This is a genomic window from Vibrio spartinae (assembly GCF_024347135.1).
Taxonomy (GTDB): domain Bacteria; phylum Pseudomonadota; class Gammaproteobacteria; order Enterobacterales; family Vibrionaceae; genus Vibrio; species Vibrio spartinae.
Genome location: NZ_AP024908.1, coordinates 772493 through 790886, shown reverse-complemented (window position 1 = coordinate 790886; position 18394 = coordinate 772493). Strand labels below are relative to the sequence as shown.

The 18394-nt window shown below is 44.3% G+C and carries 11 protein-coding genes; 8 read left to right on the top strand and 3 right to left on the bottom strand.

All coding sequences use genetic code 11. The features are described from left to right. The first annotated feature begins 59 nt into the window (after positions 1–59). The 3 genes from OCU60_RS21225 to OCU60_RS21215 all read left to right on the top strand — a co-directional run bounded on the left by OCU60_RS21225 (position 60) and on the right by OCU60_RS21215 (position 6901). The gene (locus tag OCU60_RS21225) at positions 60–2474 is read left to right on the top strand and encodes a GH36-type glycosyl hydrolase domain-containing protein (RefSeq protein ID WP_074371133.1); all 2415 of its coding nucleotides are present in this window, start codon (positions 60–62) and stop codon (positions 2472–2474) included. Positions 2475–2580: 106 nt separating this feature from the next. Next, the gene (locus OCU60_RS21220; protein ID WP_235862112.1) at positions 2581–5664 is read left to right on the top strand and encodes a GH116 family glycosyl hydrolase; all 3084 of its coding nucleotides are present in this window, start codon (positions 2581–2583) and stop codon (positions 5662–5664) included. 217 nt (positions 5665–5881) lie between these two features. Beyond that, positions 5882–6901, top strand: a complete 1020-nt coding sequence (locus OCU60_RS21215) for a LacI family DNA-binding transcriptional regulator (RefSeq protein ID WP_074371131.1) — start codon at positions 5882–5884, stop codon at positions 6899–6901. Between the two features lie 117 nt (positions 6902–7018). Here the strand turns inward: OCU60_RS21215 and OCU60_RS21210 are convergent, their stop codons facing one another. Beyond that, complete coding sequence (locus OCU60_RS21210; protein ID WP_083602536.1) at positions 7019–9358, bottom strand: glycoside hydrolase family 9 protein; 2340 nt, start codon at positions 9356–9358, stop codon at positions 7019–7021. 459 nt (positions 9359–9817) lie between these two features. On the opposite strand from OCU60_RS21210, the gene OCU60_RS21205 reads away from it, so the two are divergent. The 5 genes from OCU60_RS21205 to OCU60_RS21185 all read left to right on the top strand — a co-directional run bounded on the left by OCU60_RS21205 (position 9818) and on the right by OCU60_RS21185 (position 14896). Beyond that, positions 9818–10516, top strand: a complete 699-nt coding sequence (locus OCU60_RS21205; RefSeq protein ID WP_074371130.1) for a family 16 glycosylhydrolase — start codon at positions 9818–9820, stop codon at positions 10514–10516. A gap of 327 nt (positions 10517–10843) precedes the next feature. Continuing rightward, positions 10844–12049, top strand: a complete 1206-nt coding sequence (locus OCU60_RS21200) for a putative glycoside hydrolase (RefSeq protein ID WP_074371129.1) — start codon at positions 10844–10846, stop codon at positions 12047–12049. 122 nt (positions 12050–12171) lie between these two features. Then, complete coding sequence (locus OCU60_RS21195; protein WP_074371128.1) at positions 12172–13362, top strand: carbohydrate porin; 1191 nt, start codon at positions 12172–12174, stop codon at positions 13360–13362. A 319-nt stretch (positions 13363–13681) separates the two neighbouring features. Beyond that, entirely contained in the window at positions 13682–14020 is a 339-nt protein-coding gene (cutA, locus tag OCU60_RS21190) for a divalent-cation tolerance protein CutA (protein ID WP_074371127.1), read from the top strand. A gap of 234 nt (positions 14021–14254) precedes the next feature. Beyond that, entirely contained in the window at positions 14255–14896 is a 642-nt protein-coding gene (locus OCU60_RS21185) for a DNA-J related domain-containing protein (RefSeq protein ID WP_074371126.1), read from the top strand. Between the two features lie 144 nt (positions 14897–15040). Here the strand turns inward: OCU60_RS21185 and OCU60_RS21180 are convergent, their stop codons facing one another. Continuing rightward, a complete protein-coding gene (locus tag OCU60_RS21180) occupies positions 15041–16936 on the bottom strand; it encodes a sensor domain-containing phosphodiesterase (RefSeq protein ID WP_074371125.1) in 1896 nt (631 codons plus the stop codon). 124 nt (positions 16937–17060) lie between these two features. Further along, entirely contained in the window at positions 17061–18269 is a 1209-nt protein-coding gene (locus OCU60_RS21175; RefSeq protein WP_074371124.1) for a trans-2-enoyl-CoA reductase family protein, read from the bottom strand. Positions 18270–18394 lie beyond the last annotated feature (125 nt).

Genomic DNA, 18394 nt, shown 5'->3' with positions numbered 1-18394 from the left:
CACAATATATTTAAATCAATTGTTCCCTTTATTGATAAAGGGGACTAGGGATAGTCATCATGAAATTCGGATATTTTGACGATAAAAATAAAGAATATGTTGCTACAACACCCTGTACACCAATCAAATGGTGTAATTATGTAGGAACCTTAAATTTCGGTGGTTTGGTGGATAGTAACGGCGGAATTTTACTCTGTAAGGAGGATCCCGCACTGAATCGCATCACCAAATATATTACCCAGATGCCAAATGCCGACTTTAAAGGTTCGACATTATATCTAAAGGTTCGTCATCAAAATGGGGAAGTTACGATTTTCTCGCCATTTTATACACCGACCCTGAAGCCGTTGGATAAATTTGAGAATCATACCGGACTATCTTACACCACCATTATTGCAGAAGCGTATGGTGTGCGATGTGAGAGCACCTTCTTTGTACCGAAACAAGATCCGGTTTTACTGCAAGATATTAAAATCACTAATATTTCCGGTGACGATTTGCATGTCGATGTCATTCCGGTGGTTGAATTCACCCACTTTGATGCATTAAAGCAACTGGTCAATGCTGACTGGGTCCCTCAGACGATGATCTTGAAAGCGCATCAACAAGCGCAGGGACATACCGTTTTGGAACAGTATGCGTTCATGAAGCGAGACTATGCGGTGAATTTATTGACCGCTGACCGGCCAGCGACGTCATTTGACGGAGATCGCCAGCAGTTCCTCGGGAATCACGGTTATGGGAGCTGGGCGGCACCTGAAGCATTAAATGGTGCTGAGCTGACCAACAGCGAATGTTTGCGCGGGGATAATATCGGGGCGCTGAACTTACGTTTAGGCTGGCTGAAGCCACAGCAAACCGAACGTACCGTTGTCCAATTGACCCAAATGGCGAGCCTCGCTATCGCGCAACCGCTGTTAGAGAAATATCGCGATCATCAAGTAGTCGATCAGGCTTTTGCTGACCTGGGCGAATTCTGGGATGGCTATTTGTCGGCTATTCAAGTAACAACACCTGATTCAGCGATGAACTCAATGCTGAATGTGCACAACCCTCGCCAGTGTCATACCACTAAAAACTGGTCTCGCTATTTATCGCTGTATCAGCTTGGTTATGGGGCGCGTGGGATCGGATTCCGTGATTCATCGCAGGATATTCTGGGTGTGATGACGCACATGCCTGAAGAAGCGCGGGAATTTATCGAACGTTTACTCTCGGTACAGAATACCGATGGCTCTGCCATGCATCAATTCTTCCCTTCAACGATGGAAGCCAATGCCGGTGACTCGCGTGAAGAGGAAGATCGCCCGGATTATTATGGTGATGATCACCTGTGGATCGTCTATGCCGTCACTCAATATGTCAAAGAAACCGGCAATGCGGATTTCCTCAATCAAACCATTCCTTACTATCAAAAAGATAAGCAGGGCAAGCCGGTTGATTCAGGGACAGTCTGGGATCATCTCTGCCGTGCGATTGCGTTTACACAAACGCATACCGGGCAACATGGTTTACCGCTACTGGGATTTGCGGACTGGAATGATACGGTGAATTTACCGACGGGGGCTGAGTCACTGATGGTCGCTCATATGTACGGTAAAGCGTTACTGGATATGCTCGATCTGTGTCAATTGCGTGGTGAGACATCGCTCGCACAGCGTTATCAAGACCAATATGAACAGATGCAACACATCGTCAATCAGCATGGCTGGGACGGAGAGTGGTTCGTCCGTTACTTTGATGAAAAAGGGGCACCAATCGGATCGCATACCAATGCCCAAGGACAGATCTATACCAATGGACAAAGCTGGTCGGTGATTTCTGGGTTTGCAACACCTGAGCGTGCGACGCAAGCTTTGGATGCCGTCTATACAAAATTAAATACTGCAAATGGGATTAAGCTCTCGACGCCCGGATATAACGGATTCTCGCCCGAACTGGGTGGGGTGTCTACGTATCCGCCCGGAGCGAAAGAGAATGGTGGGATCTTCTTGCACGCGAACCCATGGATGATGATTGCTGAAACCAAAGTCGGCAATGGTGATCGCGCTTACCAATATTACCGACAAATTAACCCGGCGTCTAAGAATGATCAGGTCGAGGTTTTTGAATCCGAGCCCTACTGTTATCCGCAAAATATATTGGGCGACGAGCATCCACAATTTGGCTTAGGTCGTAATGCATGGCTCTCAGGCACTTCATCATGGACCTACGTCGCCGGCACGCAGTGGATTTTGGGGGTTCGCCCTGAAGTCGATGGTTTATGTGTTGATCCTTGTATTCCCAGTGATTGGCCCGAATTTTCCGTGCAGCGGAAATTCAGAGGGGCGATTTACCAGATTCATGTCGTCAATCCGCATCAAGTCAATCGGGGCGTCGCAGAGATGCGCGTCGATGGTGTTGTGGTCCAAGGAAACAAAGCACCGATATTTACCGATGGTGTGCATCACATCGAGATCACTTTAGGTGAATAATCTTCGGTGAATAATCAATAAAGGGCACATCGGTGTGCCCTTCCATCTCAAAACACAGAATCAATATTTTTCAATCGTGTGAAAGATTAAATTACGATGGATATGAATGATGAATAACAAAATACCCTATACAAGTTATTATGGGCTTGCGAGTGAACTCTGCAGTCAAGGCGAAGCCGTTGAGTTTCTTCAGCCGTGGTATACACCCGTCTCGACCACGCCAGAAAATACGGGGATGGCTGTCGGTGGCATTGGGTCGACATTCACACTGACCCCAAAAGGCGAGACGCCGAATTTCAGTTTTATTCCCGGCATCTATATTGATTGTTCCCAAGAACAAATTAATTTTAATGATTTTTATATTTCGGTGATGGATGACCTTGATGTTGATAATCTCCGTATTCGTCATCTTGAGGAGTTAGAGCGCTTCCTGACATTCTATCCAGTGACTTTTGCTGGGGTTGAGCTCGAAATCGATGATGAATCGAACACCTTATCAAGAATAAAACAGGGTCTGTGTGGTTTAAATTTCTATCTTGAGAATCAGGAACGATTTGCTCGTTGGCAAATTGAATTTACCGAGAAAACACAGCATTTGATTCACCAAGCGCCTCAGGCGCTGGCAACCCAACTTTGGGTCGCGATGGAGTTCTTTAATGGGTTACTGGTCAATGAGTCAGCCGAGATATCCTCTCTGGCGTCTCGTCGCACCACTGATATTGATGCCGTAAAATCAGAAGATATCCATTATCAAGCCTTATACCCGATTGCACAGTATGAATACACCCACTTTGATGAGGTTAAAGTACAGCGTAAAGTCGTGTCTCCGATCATGAAAGGGGATGAAAAACTGTGTTCTCTGCCGCTGCACTGGAATCACTTTCATTTAGAAAACTGTTCCGGGGTCACCAAGTTAGTCACGTTAGCGCAGCCTTTTGATAACCTGATTGGTTCAACCTATCAGAAAAGCCGTCAAGGTGTTCAGGATTCATCATGTTCACTGGTTCGCAACGCGATTCAACAGCAGCATCACGCAGCCGAAATAAGCGATGAACAGCGGCAGTTTATCGGAGTGAGTTTAACCAGTGACTCTCCATATCGTTCTGATATTGAAGGGGAAGTTCTATATGGTGTGGTGGCGGATCATGCGGACCTGAATTCAGGTAAAGTGACGATTACCGTAAAACCGACCCTGTATGGCTCGCAACTGGATGAGGTGTTAGTTGCGGCATTAAATATCGGAAGCACCAATCGCTATTTTGATTGTGGAACTTACACGGGGCGCGAATCACTGTCAGCTTTAGTGGTTGTACAAGTCGAATTACAGCCCGGAGAATCGCTGGATTTAAGATTTTTACAAGTGATGGATCACAGTAAAATTTGGCTGGATAATTGGCATTCCGAAAAGGCCTATAGCCGCTTTTTCCCGAAGCGTGACAGAGCGACACTCATGGCGACAGAAATGCTGTCTCAACTGGAATCGATTGAAGAACGTATCATCCGGCAACAGATCGCACTCTATGACTCGGTTGCCCAACAGATGAAAGCGCGCGAGAGTGCGGTCAGCTTTTCTACCATGGCGATGAATACCTTATCGTTTCTTGCAGAGTCAACGGTTTGGGACTGTGATGATCGGTTTTTAGTTAAAGAGTGTGTGGATTATCCGTTCTTTAATTCGCTGGATGTCTATTTCTATGGCTCTTTTGCGATTCTTTATCTGTTACCACGCTTAGATGGCAAAGTGATGGAGGCATTTGCGCAGGCTATCTTGTCTGAGGATGATACCCCCCGGCGTTATTGGGAATATGCCGAGCGGCCTTGTGCTGACGTGAGTGATGATAAATATTTAGGGGTCCGTGCGGTTTACGGTGCCGTTATTCATGATTTAGGCAGCCCGTTCGATATCCAGCCAGATGCTTATAGCTGGCATAATGTTAAAGAATGGAAAGACCTTGCGCCTAAGTTTATTTTAATGGTTTATCGTCATTATCAGGAGACCGGCAATCACGCGATCATTGAGGCTTGCTGGCCTGCGGTGCAAGAGAGTATTCATTATTTGTCTTCTCTGATTGAACCCGGTGACACGCTGCCGTTAGTGCATGGAACCGATGATACATTTGATAATCTCTCTTCACATGGCGTTGCCATTTATTGTGCGAGTTTGTGGGTTGCAGGGTTGCAGGTGGCGAGTCAATTAGCCCAAATGATGGGGGAACAACTACTCGCAAGCGAATATCAACAACGCGCGGATGCTGCTCTTGAAACCTTAGAACAGAGTTTGTGGGATGAGCAAAAAGGCTATTACCATTTCTCTGCAACCCCGATTCAAGTGAAACACCTGACTGGGCACGACTACCAGCCTCTCAAACAGTTAGGGCTGGCCCTGTCGGGGGATCGTATGGCCGATGTCCGGCTCTTGAATGACTATCTTAATCGTGTTGATCAACACAGTGAACAGTCTCGATTTGAACAGCGATTGGAGAAGAAACAGCAGCTTTTAACAATTGCTCCGCTGGCATTCAGCCAAGAATATCATGCGATGGCCATGGATTCTGATAATAGTTTCGGTGATGCGTTGGTTGCAGATACCTATCTGAAACTGATGGGGATGGATGGACTATTTCGTCCAGATCGAGTGAACCGGACACTCGATTTTATCTACCAAACTAATTACTTAGAAAACAGTCCCCATTTGGGGGTTGCCAATATGACCCTTGCTGACGGTGCACCGCATGATGCTTTCCAGGCTCAGGATGTTTGGGGTGGGGTTCAGTTTAGTGTCGCGAGTGCGCTTAAATTAGCCGGGAAATATGATCAGGCCGAGACGTTACTGAAGACCGTTTATAATACGCTGTATCACTCCGCCAAAATTCCGTTTGCAGCACCGGAAGGATTCAATGGATCTGCCCGGGTGACCGCCTGTGATTTACAGATGTTACTTGCGCTGAATGAGACTGAGGCAAACCGATGCCTACAGTCTTTAAAATCGGTTCATGCGATGCTTGAAGACGGGCGCGTTAGTCCGACGCTTTGTGCTGAGAAGGCGGAATTCATGCGTGAGTTTGTCGACAAGGGGTTCGATGAGGAGCAAGTTGAAACACTGTATACGTGGCTCATCAGACAAAGTATGAAATATACCGCAGGGCGTTATTTTAGACCGGGGATGATTTTTTCTTATATTTATCGTTAATCCTGTTGTCATCATAAGGGTTGTGATGAAATGCAGCCCTTATTCTTCACTTATTTACATCCTCAAGTGACTAAAAAGGATATTCCGGCCGGAATATCCTCTGAATGAAGCAAATTGAATATACGCTGAATCCTGCACACCTTATGGTGACTTGGGTATATGACTTATGCTAAAAGTGTTTAGTGTGAGTAGATTAATATTATTAAATAGGTTGATTATGGATAAGACTAATAAGAACATGGCACCTACCGCTTACGAAGTAGCGAAGCTTGCGAATGTATCCCCCAGTACCGTTTCCCGGTACTTTAACCGAACGTCTTATGTGTCCAATGACAAGACCGCCAAAATAGAAGAAGCAATTCGGGCGTTAGGGTATAAACCTCATATTCATGTTGATCGACTCGAAAAAACACGTTCGATGACAATTGGTGTGCTGGTGCAAAACCCCGACAGTCCATATACCAGTAGTTTGCTGATTGATATGGAAAAGGTACTCGTAGAACATGGGTATTCTCTTCTGATTTCCGTCAATAGCTGGCAGGCGACGTTGATCTCACACTCTTTAGATTATCTGCTTAAAAGCAATGTCGATGCGATTATCATCATTTCCGGCAATGTTGATAAAAAATTGATCCAAAAGTGCTCAGAGAAAATGCCGGTCGTTGCGGTTGGGTACAATATTGAAGGTGAAAGAATTAAATCGATCTCTTTGGATAATACAATGGGAGGATATTTAGCAACGTTGCATTTAATCCAGCTAGGCCATGTGAATATTGCCCATATCAAAGGGTTAGCGGATCATGACGATGCGATTTCTCGGTTTGAAGGATATAAAAAGGCACTCGATGAAGCCGGTATCGGATTCAAAGATAAACTCGTTGTCGAAGGTGATTTTAGTATCAAGACCGGCTATGAGAAGATGGTTGAACTGATTGAATCCAAAGTCTATTTTTCAGCCGTTTTTGCCGCGAATGACTTAACTGCCTATGGCGTCATTCGGGCACTCAACGAGTATGGGTATACAGTTCCGGATGACGTTTCTGTGATCGGCTTTGATGATCTCCCCATTTCTCCTTATTTTACGCCGTCGTTGACGACTTTACACCAGCCTTTAGATGAATTAGGTGCGATTAGTGCGCGATGTATTTTAAAGCTGTTAAGTGGTGAAACAGAGGTTGTCAGGCTGCCACCAATGAGTTTAATTACCCGGGATTCCACTAAATCGAGGTATCAATAATTTATTAATAATACATATCAATAAATGTCGGTTATTAATAAATATTAATTATCAATAGCAAAGGCCGGAAATAGGATTATTTCCGGCCTTGCAAACCAATATTTTAGTCAGTACTGATTATTTATGTGCTCTAAAATCATCGAGGAAACTCGCTGTCCAGAAGAATGGCGCATTCCAGTTAACGGTTACTTCATTTAGCGTCCACGCACCAATGTCATCTTTCCAACACATTTGTCCGATACATTTCCCTTTCATTGATGATGCGACTGGATCACTGAAGCTGATCGAGTTCGGGCCACCAGACAACACACCGGGTGGGACCAGTGGTGAGTTCTGGTCGATTGAATGGGCCCAAAAACGATGATGCGGATTCATCAGCGGGCGACTGCCATAACCAGACACGTAAGACTGATCAAGCGGATTGCGTCCTAAAATGTAGTCCATGGCATCAATGACTGCGTCAGCGTATTTCGGATTATGGGTAAAGTCATAAGCAATGCCTAAGAAGATACTCCGGTTCATGAAATTAGAGTTTGACCCCCATGTATACTCAGTTGCACTGTAAGGAATGTGGTAACCTTCTTTGGCGATTGCGCGCAGATACATATCGGCAGTATGAATAATATTCGCTCGTGCTTTTGCTTTGTCTGCCTTAGGTAACTGATTTGGTACCATGGCCAGCGTGATCGTTCCCGCAGTGCTGACGCCTTGCCAGTAGAGATCACCGGTCGCATTGGCATCCCCTTTAGGCGTGGTCAGATAATAAGGTGAAGACTGGATGGCATCTCGATACTCTTTCTTGCCTGTGGTGGTAAATAATTCAGCGGCTGCCCAGTAGAATTCATCACTTAATTGGGTGTCATCATATGGGCCGGAGCCGACAAAGTTGTCATAAGCATACACATTTTTATGTAAATTCGCGGCTTTCCATGCTTTTTCTGCTGAAACAAGGCACCGTTTAGCAAAGGCTGGATCCGTGTTTTCCCAGACTCGTGCACATTGTGCGGCAGTGGCTGCCAGATTCAGCGTTGCTGCGGTGGTTGGGTAGCTTAAGAAACGTTTTTTGGGGTCTTTATGCGGTGGCAGCGGCATGCCTGTCCACGCATCATCCGCAACTTTGTGGAAAACCATTCCACTGGCATCAATCTGTGTCAGTTTCAAATGGTTCAATTGTTTAGATTGGTCACCAACCGGTACCCAGACTTTTGAATGTTCAGGGGCTTGCATCGCCAGCATAAAACTCATCATCCATCTGGATTCATCTAACAAGTCATTATATTTGTTATGGTTTTCTGGGATTTTCACCTGACCGTCAGCAAACGCACTGGTGTGGTTCGGGTGGGCCAGTTTTTCTCGTTCGTAGTAGTTCATCAAGGTCCAGACAGAGATGCCACCATTGACAACATACTTCCCTTGATCCCCGGCGTCATACCATCCACCGGTCACATCTAAAGAGAGATCACATCCCGGCCAATCATTGCCTTTGGCATCGGTTTTATTGAAACAAGTAACCACCTCCGGAAGATGTCCCGCCGGACGAGCCAGATTTTTTCGCTGTACATATTCGGGTAAAATATCAATGCCGCTCCGCTGTTGGTAAAAGAAAGAAAGCGCATCGTATTTCATTTTCCGGTAAATCGCGTTATCAATGGTAAAGGGATGGCTACGTTGACCATCAACTTCGAGTACTGCTTTGCTGACAGGTTTGTGAACATTGCTAAAATCGATCATTTGAACTTGTTCACCGGAGGCTTTATTCAGACCAAATGGTGTGGTTTTTCCTTGAGCAATCTCATGATTGTTGGCGTCTAACAGTTTCCATGCTAAGGGCGATGTTTTTTGTGTGGCAATCACAGCTCGCTTAGGACCATCAACGAAGTAGCCAACTTGATTGACCTGAACCTTCGAGAGGTTCGCTTTCTTGATGTATTGAGGGCCGGAGAGTGAAATATCTTTGACGCAAACAGTCGTCGGCTGTGCCGTTCCCATTTGAAACTGAAGTTGCACCTTAGCATCGTTGGCTGAGGGTTTGAATGAATAGTGGAATGACTTCAGTTCCTGATTCAAGGCTGTATCTTTGAGAAAGTAGCTGGTGTAGGGCGCGCCATCATGTTGGACCAAGGTTTTTACCCGGATCGGTTGGTATGCCTTCGCCTGAAATTGAATTTGGTAAACTTCTCCCTTTTTCAGAGCGAGTCCGGATTGGCCTAAAATGACATCCCAAGGGTTAGCACCTTTTTTATCAAAGGTAATACACCCCATTTGATCGCTCGATTTCAGTGTCGCACCAGCGGCCCACCATCCATCGGTTCCTTGAGAAAAATGACCATTGGTGAGTAAATTTTCTGAATGGACACTGTCATGATGGTTGGATGAAGCGGACTTCACCGAGCAACCACCTAATCCAATAACACCGCAACTAATAATAGTCGCGATAGTTAACCGCTTTTGATTCATTTTAACCTCTTTATTTTTTAAAGAATACAGATAGATATTCATTGTTGAATAAAAAATAATTATATCTGTATGGTTGTCTTCCCTTGATAAATTGGGTTAGATCGTATTTAGAATTGACACACTCGATATTATTGATAAAACGACAGTTAAAATAATAATGCAAGTGTTAGTTTTTAAATTGTGAAGCTTATTGTTATTTTTGTTTTTCTATACTATTCAAATCATCAGAATTAATGAAAAGAAACATTTCATGGATGATGAATAAATTGTGACTAACGCCTTCATTTTTATTTTTTGTGGTTATTCGAAATCTAGTTTTCAAATCTAGTTATAGACAAATTTTTATAAATATCATTAAAGTCAATTCACGGTTCCGAGAAGCAAAAAGGTTTGATGTCTATGCATTTTTATGTGTAAGCATCAGAATACGTCTGCCACAACAAGGATATGAGGTTGAACATGATGACAACATTCCGATTAGTTTTTCAGGTAGTTTTATTAAATATTTTATTTGTATCTTCCAGTTTCGCTCTTGGTTGGAGTGGTTTGAATTGGTCTGTTTCAAACGGCTGGAAAAATGGCGGCAGTGAGTTTGACTGTACATGGCAAGCCAAAAACGTATGGCAAGAATCAGGTGTTTTGATATTGCATGCGAAGAATGAAGGAAGTTATAAGAGTTGTTCAGAAGTGAGAACAACGAATTATTACCGGCGTGGTCGCTATGAAGTCGAAATGCAAGCCGCGGCGGTTCCCGGTACAATTAGCTCCTTTTTTACCTACACGGGTCAATCCGGTACATCCAGCCATTATGAAGTGGATATCGAATTAATGGGTGGCACGAACTTATTGCATACCAATGTATGGATCGGTGGCCGTCAGTTCCCATTAGATATTGATTTAGGCCAGTATGGGATGTCTATCTGGAGTATGGAAAAGTATGCATTTACCATTGATGCGAATGGCGTGACATGGGAAGTCTTTAGTCGCTATAATAATTCTTGGGTAACGGTCAGACGTGTTAATCAACGTGTTACAAGTTATATGCAATTATTTATGAATGACTGGATTAGTGCCAACCCTAATTTCCCACCTAGCCGTTATAATGGCCGTCCAGCTTACGCAAAATATAGATATGTAAGAATCAACCGTTATGATTGATCTTGCTGTATTTCAATCGCTGCCTTTATGACTGGCTATTGAAGCATCGATCAAATATTAAACATATATTAATTTATTATCAGGTTTCCGCAGCGCATCCCCCGCGCCGCGGACCTTTATACCTTATTTATACCTTATTTATACCTGAACTATGTTGAACATAGTTGCTTAATTAAAAGTAGAAATAATAAACAGAATAAAATTCATATAAGAAAAATAAGAAATAGAAACAATAAGAAATCAATTTAATATAAAACAACGTTGGTAAGAGATTAATTTAATACAAATATAATTATCTTTATATTTAATTTAGAGCGGTTGAATATTATGAAACAAATAACAGCGAAATCCCTTATCTTATCGCTTACACCGATGATTCTTGCCGGGTGTAATTTTGAAAAGAATATTGACCATATCGATGTGAGTAAAAAAAGTAATGATTTAGTCCTATTAAGTGCTGGTTCAAGTAGTGATACATCACCTTGGATTCAGTCTGAAAAAGATGCCTGGAACCTTGCGGCTGTCACTGCAAGTCAAACCAGCATGACCAGTATCAGTGCCGCATTAATCGATGACACCGTTGATGTTCAGGTTGCGGGTTCGGGCAGCGGTATATTGATGATGCAGTCGACATCTGAAATAGACGTGAGTCAATATAAGTCTGGGTATATTCAATTTAAAATTCGGCCGAAAAGTACCCCGCCATCAGCAATAACCCTCTCGATTGATAATGAGTGGCCGGTCAGAAGTAGTCTGGTTTTATCTGGCAAGCTGGCGGACGACGCTAGCTGGCAAACGCTCGCGGTACCGGTTGCGTGTATGAAACCTTTTGATGGTGCGACGGCCGTTGATTTGAGTCAGGTCAAGAATCCATTCCATCTTGATGTAAAAGAAGCATTTAATTACGAAATTACCGATATTTCCTATCGGTTAACCACCGATCAAACACCGGTTGTCGATCCCATTACCTGTGGTGATGTTGCGGCAAAAAATATTGTCAACCAAGCCCCGGATTTGGTTGCAGGGGACACCGCGTTATTTTATTCAGGCGATATGACCGAAGCACAAGATTTGAGTAGTGCTTATCCACCTAATGATTTTAGCGGCAATGTTAAGAGTGTCAATAATATCATTACCGTATCGTTCAGCAAGAATAATGGGGTGTTCTTAGGCACTGATGATGCTAAAGGTGATTTTTCTTCCCATACAACGGATGTTGTGACCGTTGATATGAAAGTCAAGAGTTATGGTGACTCAGGCAGTATTCAAGCCCGGATGGATGGTCAGACGGCTGATACGGGGACATTCTTCTCGCTGGATAGTAGTTCGTTACCGGCAGACGACAAATGGTATCGCTGCCAGATGCCCGTCTCTTCAATGATCCCGACTTCTAACCTGAGTTCAGTGAAGAAAGCATTCTATGTTAGTGGTGTATGGGATCAAATGAATAATCTTGAATTTTCATTCGCCAATGTAGCCGTGACAAAACCGAGGAAAGATTATCAATCAACTAAGCCATGTATAGCTTTGTAAATATTTTAATTAAGGAGGCTTTTTAAATTACGCCACTCGTATTTTTATTCAGTAGTGATATTAAAAACAGATATAAAAAATAATTTATGTTGTTTTAAATTCCAATAAATAGGGACATAAACATGAAAGCATTAAAATTAATTGCTGTATGTACAGCAGTGGGTTTACCAATTATATCTCATTCAGCTTTTGCTGATGACGGATTTAGATTTTCCGGATATGCACGTTATGGTGCCGCTTTTCAGGATAAGGATGAAAAGAAAGTCTCAACAGCGGGTGCGTTGAATGGGAACGCAACTGGCCGGTTGGGGAACGAGAGTAATGGTGGGGAGTTTGGTTTATCAAAAGGGTACACCAGTGATCTTGGTGATCAATGGGATATTGTGGTGTTGTTTGACCACTATTCTGATGAACCTTGGGCGACAAGTGGAACCGGTGGTCTCAAAGTCAAAAAAGCGTATGCGAGTGTCACCAACTTCATTGATTCTCAACCTGAGTTAAAGGTATGGGCCGGGCGAGATTTCCATCAGCGCCCACAAACGGGTCTGAATGACTATTTCTGGATGACGCATGATGGACAAGGTGCCGGCTTTTATAATCTGAATCTGGGTGGCGTAAAACTCGACTTCGGTGCTGTCGGTCAAGTCGATGGCGATCTGGTTGGTGATAACGGCAAATATGCCGTGACGTCAAAAGTACACGGTATCAACTTGTTTGATGATGCGTCGCTGGCGTTTTATGCTAACTACGGTTTTACATCGAAGAAAGCACAAGACCAGTCTTATTATGGTACCAGGGCGTATCAGTTAGCGGCTGATATATCGATGTCGGGTCATCACCTCCTTTTCCGTTATGCTGATAATGCGAAAGATAGTGTATTTGAGTTGGCTAAAGATCAGCGCGCTTGGTTAGCCAGTTTTGACGGTGCGACCAATATTTCTGAGCAAGCTGCTATCGAGTACCTTGCCGCATACCAGTTTTTAGATGTGGCAGGTGTTGAAGATCGGGCAAACTATAACGTGATTGTGCGACCTACCTATAATTGGGATAGTATTAATTCTACTTGGTTAGAAGCGGGCTACAGCGTTGTTGATTATAAAGATATTAATGCTAAAAACAGTTCGTGGAAACTTACACTTTCTCAAAATATTGTGATTGGTTCTCCAATGGCCGCTCGTCCAATGTTGCGTTTTTATACCACGGTCGGTAAAGCAGACAATGAATATGTTGGCTTCGATACTAAGACAGGTAATATGCAATCGACTCAGTTAGACACACTGACAGTCGGGGCAATGTTTGAAGCTTGGTGGTAATGCTCAAGCATCCTGATCAGTAATTCATATCAACCTTATTGATCGTTCAGTAAGGTTGATATTTTGTCTCTGCGGTCTCACATTGTTCAACGGATTGTTCCATTTCTCTATTTCTCTACTGCACTACTGCTTGTTCCTCGTCTCCCCTGATAATCGCTACTCATGGCTTGCGTCAGCCTCCTGCCGCACCATAATGATGGTTTTCCTCATCGATACTATGATTTTATGGGGCCGATATCTCATCGTTTTTGATGGTCGGTCATGTTTTCCGCGACTGCGCTATAATCAGGAAATGATAAGAGGACAAAGGATAAGTCAGATGGCTGAAACACCGTTTTGTATGGTGCTGACCACCATCAATAGTCAGGAAGGTTGTCAGACGATTATCTCACGTCTGTTGTCTGCACAACTGGTTGCTTGTATTCAGACATTCCCGATCAATAGCCATTACCGCTGGGAGGGAGAAATTTGTACCGATCAGGAGATATTACTGTTGATGAAAACGCAGAGTCGTCACTATCAGGCGGTTGAGTTGGCGATTCGGGAAGTCCATTGTTACGAGGTCCCACAAATTATTCAAATCCCAGTGACGGATGGATTTCAGGCTTATCTTCATTGGATAGAAACAGTGACACAGCATCCGGAAGAGCAGGGATAAATCTACGGCTTCCCCGCTGGTGGTTGGAACGGTGTCTTTGGATCACTGACGAGCATGTTTACTGTAACGACAATGAGTAAAGGCAATGGTTATTGCGTGACGCTGGCAATGACGTCACAGAAAGAAGACCGGATACTGATGTGAGTATAGGAAAATAGGGAAGAACAGGATAATCTGTATTGAATATCCTTAAATAGATAGACGGCAGTAAAAAGGCTCTCAAGGAGTGCAGTAATGTCAGGAAATCAGAACTTACAAACGGTGTTCCACACCCAGATGGAAAATCCACTCATTTGGCCTATTTTGGAAGTGCTGAAGCGGGAATGTTCGGGCTGGAAAGTCCACACGCTTTCAGCTCGGTTGAATGAGTTGGGTTATGTCCCAGAGTTAGACGCATCACCGGGAAAGGATATCTTTAAACGCAATTTTTTGATTATGAATGCACTCTATCAACTGCAAGAGATACTTTATCCCGAGCGTTGGCTTCAAGTTGAGGCGATGGATATTGAGTTACGGTTGGTGAGTAGTCATGTTGCGTATTTCATTGATCAGGCAGATCCGCTACGCATGTATTATACCGACTGGAGTAATTATGAAGCGAGTGAAGGTGAAGTCAAACGACTGCTGAATGAATTCTGGACTCGTTATCGGCAATATATTGGTCAGGATGACAATGTGACCGATATGGATCGAGCCAGAGCGTTACGGTTATTTGAATTACCCGTGGATGCCAGTGATACGGAAATCCGTAAAACATGGCGCAAGCTGGCGCTACGCTGGCATCCGGATCGAGATAATGGAGATACCGAAAGGTTCCGCACCTTGTGTGAAGCATGGCATATCTTGCGTCAGACGGCTGCGGATAAAATGATATAAGGTGACGTTGTCACCTTTTTGTGTCCTTAAAAAAACCAACGAAGCGAGTCAATTGTCAGCCCGTCATCCAAAACAGACGAGAACTTTTTTGGGTGGTGGTGGGAGATTTGGACACTAGTCTTTGATAGTCATTGACTCACAGCGTTAATTGATCTGCCGGAATTGCGATTGCATTTGTTGGTCCAGACTTTTTTCAAACACATCAGCAGGGACTGGCCGTCCGTATAAAAAGCCTTGTCCATAGTGGCAGCCTTCCGCAATGATAAACTGCTCTTGTGCTTCTGTCTCAACCCCTTCAATGATGATCTGTAATTTGAGCTTCTTGGCGACTTGGATGATAGAGCGCACAATTTCTTTGTCCTCTTCACTTTCTGCCAGTGAATGCACAAAGCTTTTATCGATCTTAATACAATCGAACGGAAACTTTTTCAGATAACTGAACGACGCATATCCGGTACCGAAGTCATCAAGTGATAGCGTCACGCCGAGTTGATGAAGAATCTGAAGAATATCGCTGGCCACTTTTTCATCGGTGATCAAACCGCTTTCAGTGACTTCGATTTCCAGATGATGGGCCGGCAGTTGATAGGCTTCCAAAAACTGTTTGACTTGCTCAACAAAGCGAATGTCCCGTAGCTGCTTGGCTGAAACATTGACCGCAATTTTAAAATCGGTCATATAGCGCGTCCATTGGCTGGCTTTTTCGATTGCCGTTTTCAGCACAAAGTTACCCACTTCAAAGATCAGACCATTTTTTTCTGCCAAGTGAATCAGCGTTTCACTGGAGATTTCCCCCAGAACAGGATGACGCCAGCGCAGTAACGCTTCTGCACCCATCCAAAGCCGTGTTGTCGGACAGACTTTCGGCTGAAAATAGAGCATCAGATCGCCATTTCTCACCGCGTGGAGCAGGTAGTTTTCTAACTGATGAAGACGGAGTTGGGATTGGGCGAGTGCTTCGGAGTGGTAGTAATAGAAATGGCCGGAGTCTTTGCACGAAATCATGGCTGCGGAAGCTTGTCCTAGCAGTTCGGTCACTGTGGTATCTTCACCGGAAATGGCAATGCCAATATAAGCATGTAAGTGAATCGACTGATGATGAATGTTAAAGGCAGCTTTGCTGATCGATACCAATTTTTCACACAGCATATCCACGTCCCGTTTCAGATGACTGGATTGCACGACCAGCACCAGGTCGGTGGAATTAGGGCGAGCCGTTAACCATTCAATCTCTTCAAGTCCCAGCGCTTCGAGTTGCGTATGATAGTGTTTCAGGACGCCTTCCCACTCTTGATAACCAAAGCGGGTTTGCAAATGCCGGGCATTGCTGAAACCGATATGGATCACTGCAAATCTTTCCCCGCAAGCAGCACAGTTTATTAGGCGATTCTTCAGTTCGTCTTCAAGTGCGAAACGGTTGAGAAAACCGGTACTGGGGTCATGACGCTGATTATATTGCAACTGACGTTCGACAACTTTGCGACGATCGATTTCTTGATGGAGCGTCTGCGTCAGATTGACGTAATCAACGGTGTCGTGAGAAAGCGTGTTTTCAATGTAGTGATTGAGTCGGTTGATCTCAGATTGTTGCGTCAATACGTTCAAATGAGATTCGATCGCGGACTGAAGGTTTTCCAATAATTGAAATTCAAGCTCATGAAAATGATGGACTTGGTTATCGATAATCACCAACATGCCAAATGGTATTTGATTGGGAAAATAGAGTGGTAACCCCGCATAGGACATGACCGAATCCGGTAAATACGTCGATAGAGTCGGCTCTTCTTCTATATCGGAGACCCATAGCGGCTGACCTGATTCGAGAACAATCTGATGGAGTTGACTCGCACTGAGCTCATCAAGATTAAGCTCGCTCTGTGAGTGATGATTATGGCATATTCGCTCGTTCATACCTTCACGACAACGTAGCAGCACCACCGTCGAAGAAGAGAGAATCCCAGCAGCGAGATTCACAATATTCTGCCAGTTATCCAGAATGTGTTCCGGGATGATCAAATGGTTCGGGTGATTATTAGGCATGTTGTGATTTTCCTGAGCTCAGCTGTTTCATGAAAGTCAGCACTCTCCTTATAATCTAGCAAAAAAAAGCTTCGAGCACATACCCGAAGCTATAAAAATGTCAATGGTGAGAACGATATCATCGTTATTCTTTGGCTGAGAACCTGATAAAAGGTTGGAGGTCAACCGGTGCGTGAGCATCAACGGCTGGCCAGTGAAAACCGTTCAACTGCATAAATGCTTCTTTGAATGTCTGATAAGCATCGAGCTGAGAAAAATTATCGGCATTGATTGCTGCCAATAACTGCTGCGTTTTGGTTTGCACTTCCGGAGAAAGTTCGCGCTCATCCAAGCGAATAAGTCGTTCGCCATCGACAGGGACGGTCTCAGGACCATACAGTTTTGTCGTGAACAGGCGTTGCATCTGACTGTTGCAGTTTTCATTCACGCCTAAAGCTTGCATGGCCTGATTCAAAGCAATCAAATAAGGGCTCAGACCGGGAATAAAGACACTGGCCCGGGTGAGTAACGCCTGACAGACTACCGCATAAGCATGACCGCCATAGTTGGCGAGCTTCAGATTAAGGGAATGGCTGGTTTGATGTAAATCGACTTTCGCCCGTCCCAGTGTACCGTCCAGATAGATGGGATGGGTTAATGGTGAACCGATATAAGAAAATGCAACGGATTGACAACCATCAGCAATCGATTCCGCATTAATCAATGTATCGATCCATGCTTCCCAGTCTTCTCCGCCCATGACTTTAAGGGTTGCGTCGATCTCTTCTTCTAAAGCGGGTTCAAGCATGACATCGTGCCATTGGTCCAGACCCAAATCGAGCAATACACTCTCCATTGAGTGACCAATCGGTTTAATCGCGGAATACCAGAAGCGGTCACTGCCTTCTGCTTGTCTGCGTTTACCGGAGGCAACACTATAGATGATGAGATCAACTTCGCCTTCGAAATAAGTTTCAATGGCTTCGATTACCGCTTCTTTGGTGCCGCGGGAAAAGACATCCCCCTGAATATTAATTGCGGTTCGACCTTCACGCTGCGCATACTGCTTGAAGTAGTAGTTGTTGTAAAACCCGGCACTACCGGATTGATTTGTCTGTGGTTGCTTATCGAGAGAGACACCGATTGTGTCCGCTTCAGCACCGCCAAACGTCAGTGCGATCCGAGCAGCAAGCCCCAGTCCGGAAGATGCACCTAAGATGAGTACGCGTTTGGGGCCGTGTTGAATCGGAGTTGCGGTCTTCGCATACTGAATTTGTTGTATAATCGATTGCTCGCAACCGTAAGGATGTGCGCTATGTGCAACAACACCATTGATCTGTGGGGTTATGTGCATGTCGGTTACCCTATGATGGTGGTAAATATCATGATGATGAACAAGTTAAATATGTTGACTTTTCAGTTAACACATCAGCTACATTAACGCAAAATTACCTGATGTTTATTGAGCTAGGGCAGTAA